The 5,643-nt window shown below is 57.3% G+C and carries 4 protein-coding genes; 1 reads left to right on the top strand and 3 read right to left on the bottom strand.

Annotated features, from left to right (window positions below):
- Window positions 1–101: 101 nt before the first annotated feature.
- The gene (locus ACR0B5_RS22790) at window positions 102–920 is read right to left on the bottom strand and encodes a sulfotransferase family protein (RefSeq protein ID WP_480543667.1); all 819 of its coding nucleotides are present in this window, start codon (window positions 918–920) and stop codon (window positions 102–104) included.
- A gap of 141 nt (window positions 921–1,061) precedes the next feature.
- Here ACR0B5_RS22790 and ACR0B5_RS22785 point away from each other — a divergent pair, with 141 nt between their 5' ends.
- The gene (locus tag ACR0B5_RS22785) at window positions 1,062–2,639 is read left to right on the top strand and encodes a DUF5928 domain-containing protein (protein WP_480543665.1); all 1,578 of its coding nucleotides are present in this window, start codon (window positions 1,062–1,064) and stop codon (window positions 2,637–2,639) included.
- 36 nt (window positions 2,640–2,675) lie between these two features.
- Here ACR0B5_RS22785 and amaB read toward each other — a convergent pair whose 3' ends face one another.
- Together amaB and ACR0B5_RS22775 are read right to left on the bottom strand one after the other, a co-directional pair.
- A complete protein-coding gene (amaB, locus tag ACR0B5_RS22780) occupies window positions 2,676–4,172 on the bottom strand; it encodes an L-piperidine-6-carboxylate dehydrogenase (RefSeq protein WP_480543669.1) in 1,497 nt (498 codons plus the stop codon).
- Between the two features lie 18 nt (window positions 4,173–4,190).
- Window positions 4,191–5,297, bottom strand: a complete 1,107-nt coding sequence (locus ACR0B5_RS22775; protein WP_480543663.1) for a saccharopine dehydrogenase family protein — start codon at window positions 5,295–5,297, stop codon at window positions 4,191–4,193.
- Window positions 5,298–5,643: the final 346 nt, after the last annotated feature.

Genomic DNA, 5,643 nt, shown 5'->3' with positions numbered 1-5,643 from the left:
GGCGCCGCGCTTTGCGCGGCGCCGGGCCCAACCAGAGGAGATGTCTCGTCAGAGACATTGACGATGGGCGGGAGCGTTCCCCTGACCCAAATATGCTATGACTACGACCCGAGTTTCGCGTGGATTTCATCCAAGTCGATCTCACCCACCGGCATCTTGTTCGCCGGGTTTTCGAAATCGTATTTGAACAGCTCGAAATCCTGTTTGTAGATCTCATAGACAAGATGCATCGAAAGATCGTCGAAATAGTCCTCAACCGGGTGAGCGCGCCTGGGTCCGTGGCCTTCGGATTCGTTGAACCTCGGGATCTCGGATAGGGTCACGGGATGCGCGGTTTCGATATGGTCCAGAACATGCTGCATCCCGTCGTTGAACTTCTCGGTCCAGAAAATGTTGTCGTAGCGCCCGCCATTGACCACAAAGGTCGACACATGCCCCGACATGGCCGACCAGTGGATATCCGGGTCCATCGGCCTGCGCCACCGGATCGTATCCCGCGCAAACAGAAGGAAGCGGCGGAAACTGGCGATCTGGTCGAACTCCCCCTTTCCATCGTCGCCGCCAACCTCGATCCCGTAATTGTAAACCAGCGTCGGCACCAGCTTGCCCCGGTACCGCTTTCCGTTGCGCTGAATGCCACAGATTTTGTCGAAGAATGAGCTGAGGATACGCGTATAGGGATTACGCACGCAGGTGAACGCATAAGACCCATGATTGCGCACATTAGCCGAGATCATGCCCTGGCTGTGGTCAAAGGCCCATTTGTGCATCCCATCCTTGGCATCATGAATGTCGCCATCAAAAAACCGGCCATGGTCGGAATAGTACATGATCTGGCCAATGGTCGAGCAGGCACATTTCGGCACAACACGGTACACCATGCTCTCGCTCTCGGTCATCCAGGTGCCGGGGAACCCCATCTGCTATGCCTCCTCAAAATCTCGGAACTTGTTACGCGCAAGTCGTTTTACAAGCAAAGAACCAAAACTATTCGGTTTATTCAATCGCTCATCCTCAGTATCACGAGTGTAAACGGGCAGAAACGGAAATAGCGGACCCACATGGCGAAGATTGCCTACATATTGCTGTGTCACAAAGACCCCGACGCGATCATCGCGCAGGCTGAGCAATTGACCGCCGTCGGCGATTATATAGCAATCCATTTCGATGCGCGGGCCAACGCACCGGACTATGACCGCATCCGCACCGCCCTAAAGGACAACCCGAACGTCACCTTCGCCGCCAAACGCATCAAATGCGGCTGGGGTGAGTGGTCTTTGGTACAGGCTACGTTGCACGCCTTGCAAGCAGCCGAAAGCGCCTTTCCCCGTGCAACGCATTTCTACATGCTGTCGGGCGATTGCATGGCCATTAAAACGGCAGAATACGCCCACAACTTTCTGGACGAACACGACACGGACTTCATCGAAAGCCACGACTTTTTTGCCAGCAACTGGATCAAGACCGGCATGAAAGAAGACCGGCTGATTTACCGCCATTACTTCAACGAACGCACGCAGCCCAAACGGTTCTATACCTCTTACGAGTTGCAGAAACGGTTCAATGTCACGCGCGACATCCCAGATGATATCCAGGTGATGATCGGCAGCCAGTGGTGGTGCCTGCGCCGCCGCACGGTCGAGATGATTTTGGATTTCCTGAAACAGCGGCGCGATGTGGTCCGGTTCTTCTCCTCCACCTGGATTCCAGACGAGACCTTCTTTCAGACGCTGGTCCGTCACCTGATCCCGAAGAACGAGATTGAAAACCGGACGCTGACGTTCCTGATGTTCTCGGATTACGGCATGCCGGTGACCTTTTACAATGATCACTTCGACATGTTGTTGGGGCAGAATTACTTATTCGCCCGCAAGATCAGCCCCGAAGCGTATGAGCTGAAAGAGCGTCTCGGGACGCTCTACGCGAGCACCGGTGTCGAATTCCCGATCTCGGATGAGGGGCGCAACCTCTATGCCTTCCTGGCCGGGCGTGGACGTGTGGGCCGCCGGTTCGGTCAGCGGTTCTGGGAGGCCGGGAATACGCTGGGCCCGGAACGAGAGCTGTTTCTGATCGTTTGCAAAAAGTGGCACGTGGCAAAGCGGCTGGTGGATCAGATCGCTTCGGTCACCGACATCCCCTGCGTCGAATATCTGTTCAACGAGCAGGATACTCCGCTGCCGGATCTAGGCGGGATTGAGACGACTCTGACCAAACGCTCGCGCCACAGGCGGGCCGTTGTGCGCATGCTGTTTGATCATTTCGGATCGAACCAATTGGCGCTGTGCCTCGATCCGGCCAATCTGGACGCCATTCAGGATTTCTGCGGCGACGCCGCCAAGACCCGTGTGTTGGAAATCGAGTGCCAGTATTCCGACGACTACCTGATCGGTCATGCGCGCCGGGTTGGCCTGGCGGGTGAAAACAGCCCATCCGAGATCGTCGCGCGCCTGTTGCCCACCCTGCGCAATGATCTGGCACACGAGTCCGAGGAAATCCGTAAAGCCGGAATTGATGGCTATCTTCGCCTGCGCGAGACATCTGATCAGGCCGAGAATGAGGCCGCAATCACCAAGTTCCTTGGGGTGAAAACCGAGACAGCCCAATCCATCATGCAATTGGACTACCTGTTTTCAGATTGACGACCTGGCGGCGCGATCACGCCGCCGGACGAGCGTTCAGATGTCGAACTTCACACCCTGCGCCAGCGGCAGCTCCGCCGAGTAGTTCACTGTATTGGTCTGACGGCGCATATAGGCCTTCCACGCGTCCGAGCCGCTTTCGCGCCCGCCGCCGGTTTCCTTTTCACCACCGAACGCGCCACCGATCTCGGCGCCGGACGGGCCGATATTGACGTTGGCGATACCGCAATCCGATCCGGCTGCGGTCAGGAACTGCTCGGCCTCGCGCATGTTCAGGGTGAAGACGCACGAGGACAGGCCCTGCGGCACACCGTTCTGAATCTCGATGGCATCGTCAAAATCGTCATAGCCCATGACATAGAGGATCGGCGCGAAGGTCTCAGTTTTTACCGTTGCTGTCTGGCCGGGCATTTCAACAATGGCAGGCTCCATATAGACACCGCCCGGAACGCCCTCGGTGACGCGCTTCCCACCAAAGATCACGCCACCTTCGGCTTCTGCGGCCTTCAGCGCCGCCGTCATCGCCGCACCCGAGGCCTCATCGACCAGCGGGCCAATTAATGTGCCCTCGGCCATCGGATCACCAATCGGCAATCCGGCATAGGCTTTCTTCAGACGCGCAACCAACTCATCCTTGATCGAGTTATGGACGATCAGGCGACGCAAAGTCGTGCAGCGCTGACCCGCCGTTCCGACCGCCGAGAAGACAATCGCCCGCACCGCCATTTCCAGATCGGCCGACGGGCCGACGATCATCGCATTGTTCCCGCCAAGTTCCAGAATGCACTTGCCGAACCGCGAAGCCACAATCGGCGAAACCGCACGGCCCATGCGCGTAGAGCCGGTGGCTGAGATCACTGGAACGTCTTCGCTGGCCACGAGGGCCTCACCCAGAGCAGCGCCGCCAATCAATGTTTGCAACAGGTTGTCGGGCGCATCCCCGAACCGGGCCAGCGCACGTTCAAAGATCTTCTGGCAAGCCATCGCGGTCAGCGGTGTCTTCTCAGACGGTTTCCAGATCACCGGATCACCGCAGACAAGCGCCAACGCCGCGTTCCACGACCAGACCGCAACCGGGAAATTGAAGGCCGAGATCACGCCAACCGGACCTGCCGGATGCCACGTCTCCATCATCCGGTGGCCGGGACGCTCCGAGGCGATGGTCAGACCGTAAAGCTGCCGCGACAGGCCAACGGCAAAGTCGCAGATATCGATCATCTCCTGCACTTCGCCCAGACCTTCCGAAGTGATCTTGCCCGCCTCCCAACTGACCAAGGCGCCCAGATCGTCCTTGGCGGCGCGCAACTCCTCGCCCAGCAGGCGGATCAGTTCCCCCCGCCGAGGGGCGGGCACGGTGCGCCACGCTTTGAAGGCGGTTTTGGCGTTGGCCAGGATAGCCTCCATGTCAGAGGCCGGTGTTTCATGCACGTCGGCCAGGGTGCGCCCGTCGATCGGAGACCGTACCGCCAACGTTCCCCCAGTCAGCTCCGCCGCGGTCAGGTCGAGGTTTGCCAGAGTGGTTTCTGCAGTCATCACAACGTCTTTCATCTTTTACGCCGCCTTGTTCTGTGGGGTTACGTCGCCCGCCCGATAGAGCCGGCCAAATTCGGTATTGAGGAAATCGGACAGCTTCACCTGCTCCTGTCGGACAAAGCCGGTCGAGGGCAGAACGCCCGTGCGCATCAGATCAACCACGCCCAGCACACCTGCGGCCGTGGTGACCTGAATGGCGCTCCAGACCTGTCCGTTGATCTCACGCGCGAAACTTTTATTGATCAGGGATTTTTCGCGCAGGGCACCGTCGATCTTGCCCTTGGCAGTACAGTAGACAAGCACCACATCCTGATCCGTGCGCGGCAGGGCGGCCTCAAAAATCTCTTTCAGAAGATCGCGGCGTTGACCCAGCCCCAGATCGTTCAAGAGCAGTTTCAGGATATCGCAATGACCCGGATAGCGGATCGAGCGGTAGGACACCGCCCGCGCCTTGCCCTCAAGGGTTTCGGGAAGGGTTCCAAGGCCGCCTGAGGTGTTGAAACACTCATACTCCACCCCGTCATGGCCTAAGACCTCATAGTCCTCCAACGGAGCGGTCTTCACCCGCTCGCCGTTAACGATGGCATCGCACGGGTTGCAGTATTCGTTGATCAGCCCATCGGTCGACCAGGTCAGGTTGTATTTCAAAGCGTTGGTCGGAAAGAGAGGCAAGGCCCCGACCCGCATATGCAGGCTGTCAATCTCATCAAACTCGGCCGCCAAGGACGCCCCCGCGATGCCGACAAAGCCGGGTGCCAACCCGCATTGGGGCATGAATGCGGTCTTGCTGTTTTCTGCCAAATCACGCACGGCATTGGTTGCGGCCACATCTTCGGTCAGGTCAAAATAGTGCGCCCCGGCCCGCTGAGCAGCTTTCGCGATATTCGGTGTCAAAAAGAACGGAGCGGCTGAGATCACCGCGTCAAACGTCTTCAGGCCTTGCGCCAGACCTTCAATATCCGAGGCATTAATCTGCTTAGTCGCCACGCCCAATTTAGAAATATCGCTCAAGGCCTTGAGATCATGGTCCGCAACCGTGACGCTGTAGTTTGGCGACCCTTTCAACAGCGTGGCGATCATCTGCCCGATCTTGCCAGCCCCTACGATGCAAAAATTCCAACCCATAACGCGCCTCCTCCTTCTGGTTTTCAATCCAGAGTGGCGGAGAATATCGTAATTTCGCAGGTATTAAATTGACGAAACAACGGTAGTAGTTGTCAATTTGACGGAAGATTTGTTTTTTTGACGGAGTAATCGCTGAACCGGGGTCATGTGGGTTGCCACAACAGCAGCAAACGCTGGGCTAACTTTATTTGGAACAACGTAGCTAAGCAAATAATGGACATGCCGCATATTCCCATCCGTTTGCTTCCACAGTGCTGCCACTTGTGTTTTGGGTATTGTTATCGGGCGTAGGATTTGGATCTACGACCTTTAGGTTATGAGGCTGACGAGGTTAGGACGTTAAGCA

Source organism: Ruegeria sp. AG1 (genome assembly GCF_056541705.1).
This window is presented reverse-complemented; position numbering and strand designations above follow the sequence as displayed.